Annotated in this window: 4 protein-coding genes; all 4 read right to left on the minus strand. The window is 43.9% G+C overall.

Annotation, left to right across the window (positions count from 1 at the left end; genetic code table 11):
* On the minus strand, positions 1-216 hold a 216-nt coding region (locus AB4496_RS01410), incomplete at its 3' end, for a prolipoprotein diacylglyceryl transferase family protein (protein ID WP_372130509.1).
* A 57-nt stretch (positions 217-273) separates the two neighbouring features.
* Positions 274-1,065, minus strand: a complete 792-nt coding sequence (locus tag AB4496_RS01415; RefSeq protein ID WP_017098342.1) for a sulfite exporter TauE/SafE family protein — start codon at positions 1,063-1,065, stop codon at positions 274-276.
* A gap of 8 nt (positions 1,066-1,073) precedes the next feature.
* Positions 1,074-3,323 carry a phosphoenolpyruvate--protein phosphotransferase gene (gene ptsP / locus AB4496_RS01420; protein ID WP_009848436.1) on the minus strand — a complete coding sequence of 750 codons (2,250 nt, stop codon included), beginning with the start codon at positions 3,321-3,323 and terminating at the stop codon, positions 1,074-1,076.
* A 2-nt stretch (positions 3,324-3,325) separates the two neighbouring features.
* Complete coding sequence (gene rppH / locus AB4496_RS01425) at positions 3,326-3,844, minus strand: RNA pyrophosphohydrolase (RefSeq protein WP_009848435.1); 519 nt, start codon at positions 3,842-3,844, stop codon at positions 3,326-3,328.
* Between the last annotated feature and the right edge of the window lie 338 nt (positions 3,845-4,182).

The following is a 4,182-nucleotide window of genomic DNA, read 5'->3' on the forward strand; positions in this document are numbered from 1 at the left end:
ACCACCAAGCACCACACCTAGAAAGCCAGCAAACAGTAGGTCTGATACTTGCTCTCGAGTCCAACCACTACCGGGTTGATCAGCTCGGCGATTTGCTAACCAAAGAGCAAACATAAAACCGACAAGGTACATTAGGCCGTACCAACGAACTGAGATTGGTCCTAGTTCAATAAGAACAGGATCGATATTTGGGAATTCGATAAAACCCTGAGACATACTTGGCTCTCTATCTAAATTGATTAACGGTTAGCTCAATAGCTAACAGAAAAGACACTACAGCAGCATTGTCGCTGCTATAAACATTAAAAATACCGCAAAGAATTTCTTCAGAACAGAGGTTGGTAATTGAGTGGCCAGTTTCGCACCCACTCGAGTGGTCAACACTGAGGTACAAGATATCGCAATCAAAGCCGGCAGATAAACATAACCTAAGCTATACGCAGGAAGATCATCGACAGAAGATCCATGCCAAATGAAACCTAGCATTCCCGAAATCGCGATAACACAACCGCATACCGAAGATGAGCCGACGGCTTTACGCATTTCCACACCGTGATGGTTGAGGAAAGGTACCGACAAAGACCCACCGCCAATGCCCGCTAAACTTGATACCAAACCAATACCGCCACCACACAGCACGGTTTTAGCTGAACCCGGCATCGACTTTTGGCTCTTAGAGCGAATCGACAACAGCATTTGCAACGCCAATACCAAGACAATCACACCAAAGACTTTTGGTAAGTATTGAGCTGGAATCACATCGGCCACGAAAGAACCTAGGAAGCCACCTATCACGACACCTGGTATCAACCATTTAACGACAAAAATCTCTACATTACCCAATTTTAAATGGTTAATCGCAGACGATCCCGACGTAACGATGATGGTTGATAACGAGGTAGCCAATGCCATTTGCATCGCAAACTCTTGAGGGATACCCGCTTTAGGAAGCAAAAAGAGTAAGGCAGGAACCACCAGCAAACCACCACCAATGCCCAGCAAGCCAGCTAAAACACCAACAATAGCACCAAGGCCTGCTAGCAAGCCTATCAGTTCATATGACACGTTAAATCCTATTTTTTACCCGCTCGAATGAAGCCTGTAAATTCACGCTCTTCGAAATAGTTGAGCATCATACTATAGATGTCACTTCCATACGGTTTTGATAGCGCCTCATTTGCCAAATCTTGCAGTTCACTAAGCTTAGATTGACGAATCAAATACTTAGTCCTTGCGACATTTGAGGTGTTCATACTTAACGTCTCATACCCTAACCCAATCAAGAGCAATGCACCCATTGGATCACCCGCGAGCTCTCCACATATACACACCGGCAATTGATATTGCTTACAAGTATCATGGATGTGTTTCAATGCCATGATCACTGCAGGGTGCATGGATTCATAGACATCAGAGACACGGGAATTGTTCCGGTCAACCGCCAATAAATATTGAGTTAAGTCATTGGTGCCCACCGAAACGAAATCAACTTTATCCGCAATAAGCGGAAGAAGGTAAAGCATGGATGGCACTTCAATCATGATACCGATACGCGGCATGCGAACTCGACTGTCGAGTTCATGCACTTCATCGTAGGCTTGCTCGATGAGTTGAACAGTATCATCCAGTTCTTGAGTGCTAGAGATCATCGGCAACAAGATACTCAAGTTCTGGCTATCACAACTCGCACGTAACATGGCACGTAACTGAATAATAAAGATGTCAGGATGATCGAGCGTAAAACGAATACCACGCCAACCAAGGAATGGATTGTCTTCTTCTATTGGGAAGTAAGGTAACGCCTTATCTCCACCAATATCCAAGGTTCGCATCACCACTTGCTTCTCGGGGTAACTCGCAAGCACAGAACGATACTGCTTGAATTGTTCGTCCTCTGACGGAAACCTTTGCTGCAACAAGAAAGAAATTTCGGTTCGATACAGACCAACCCCATCAACCCCTTGGTTAATGGCGATATTAGTGTCTGCACTCAAACCCGCATTAAGCAGAATCTCGACTTGCTTGTCGTCTTTCGTTTTTGCCGGTAAGTACAGTTCTCGATTGACCATAGAGGAGAGCTCACTCTCTTCTAGAATCAGCCCCCGATACTCTTTGAGCAGGTTTTTAGTCGGCTCAATAAAAATCTCACCGCTATACCCGTCAACAATCGCTTGCTTACCATTAGCTTGCGAAAGATTAAGGTTAACTCCCATAACAGAAGGAATACCCAAAGCTCGAGATAAAATCGCTGCGTGCGAGTTCGCCGCCCCTTCCAAGGAAATAACCGCTAATAGTTTTTCTTTAGGAATAGACGCTAATACAGAGGCCGTTAACTCACGAACCACCAAAATAATCGGTTTATCTAACGTGCGAAGTTCATGTTCAGAATTGTGGAGGAAATAGAGCAGTCTTTGACCAAGCTCTCGGACGTCTTGCGCTCTCTCCCGAAGGTACACATCTGACATACGAGCAAAACGGTTAGAGTAACTCTCAACAACCTGTCTCAATGCCCAATCGGCTTTGTCGCCTTTCTGAATTTGACTCTTGAGATCCTTACGTAACATGGGATCGTTGAGTAAGTGAGTAAACAGATCAAAGATCGCCAACGCGTCTTTATTGATTTCACTATCTAAACGCTTTCGCATTCGCTTAAAATCATTGAGAGCATTTTCGACAGCGACTGCCAACAGCTCATGCTCCCTTTCAACATTGAGCGTCGAAGCAGGGTAAACATCGGTGAGTTCAGGCTGAGTGTTGTCCCACCATAAGTCACCAATCGCCACACCCGATGAAGCTGCAATACCTTTGGTCGCAGGTAGCTTCTGTTGCTCTAACAGCCAATGGCCTTGAGTTTGGGCATGCGCCACAATAACCGCAAGTTGTGCTGAGAGTGTAACAAGGAAGGATTCTTCCATCTCACTGAATAAACGGGGGGACTTCTGTTGAATGACCAATACGCCAAGCACTTGCTTGCGATAGATAATCGGAGTGCCGAGAAAAGAGTGATAAACCTTTTCTCCAAGCTCGGGAAAAAACTTATAAGCAGGGTGAGCAGACGCCTGTGCAAGGTTAATAGGTTCAGCACTTCTTTTAACAAGGCCAACCAAACCTTCGTCAAAACCAATGTGAATACTATTGCCTTTGAAGATCAGGCCTTGAGTTGCCATCAACTCAAGACGCTGCATATCATTATTTGCCAAATACACGGTGCAACATTCCGTCTGCATCGCGCTGCATGTCTCTTTAACCAAAATATCAAGAGCCGTCGACACATCTTCAACTCTTGATACGTGTTCAACTATTTCCCTTAGTTGGCTGAGCATGCTTAACCTCTACGCAATTTGCGCTTTCCTTTTGTTTTTCGCTCTTTAAACGGCATTGCTAAAGATGCGAATTCTTTCATCGCTCGACGGTAAACATCTCGCTTGAAAGATACAACTTGTCGAACTGGGTACCAGTAACTCACCCAACGCCAACCATCAAACTCAGGTGTGCTTCCACGCTGCATATTGATATGCGATTCATCGCAATCTAAGCGTAAAAGAAACCACTTCTGTTTTTGTCCAATACAGACAGGTTTAGAATCCCACCGAACCAGTCGTTTGGGCAGCTTATAGCGTAACCAATGACGACTTGTCGCGACGATCTTTACATCCTTTTTAGTAAGGCCAACCTCTTCATATAACTCGCGGTACATTGCCTGTTCCGGAGTTTCACCTTCATCTATTCCCCCTTGAGGGAATTGCCATGAATGTTGCCCGTATCGTTTAGCCCAGAAGACCTGACCATGGTTGTTACAGATTACAATACCAACATTTAATCGGTAACCATCGCCATCTATCACTGGCCAACCTCTATCTAAATTTTTAATTACACTGATTTTTCCACATATCCCCAATCGGAGCAAACTTAGTGACGTGACAAGCGCTATATTTATGAATAATAACTACGAATATGGATAAGTTTTGCTCAAATCTTAGTTACCCACACAAGAGTGAGACATAGACCACATTTATTCACCTTTTCTGTGAATAACTATGTGAAGAATTACCCGCAATCGTTTTTTTTAATCCATAGATTTATCAGGACCAAAAACAAAAAACCACCCACCGACAAAAAAACAATTAATAATCAATAAATTGAAACAAACCCATCAATTTTAAAAACATGAGAAAATAAAAA

It is taken from the genome of Vibrio sp. 10N.222.46.A1, assembly GCF_041473595.1.
GTDB lineage: Bacteria > Pseudomonadota > Gammaproteobacteria > Enterobacterales > Vibrionaceae > Vibrio > Vibrio tasmaniensis_A.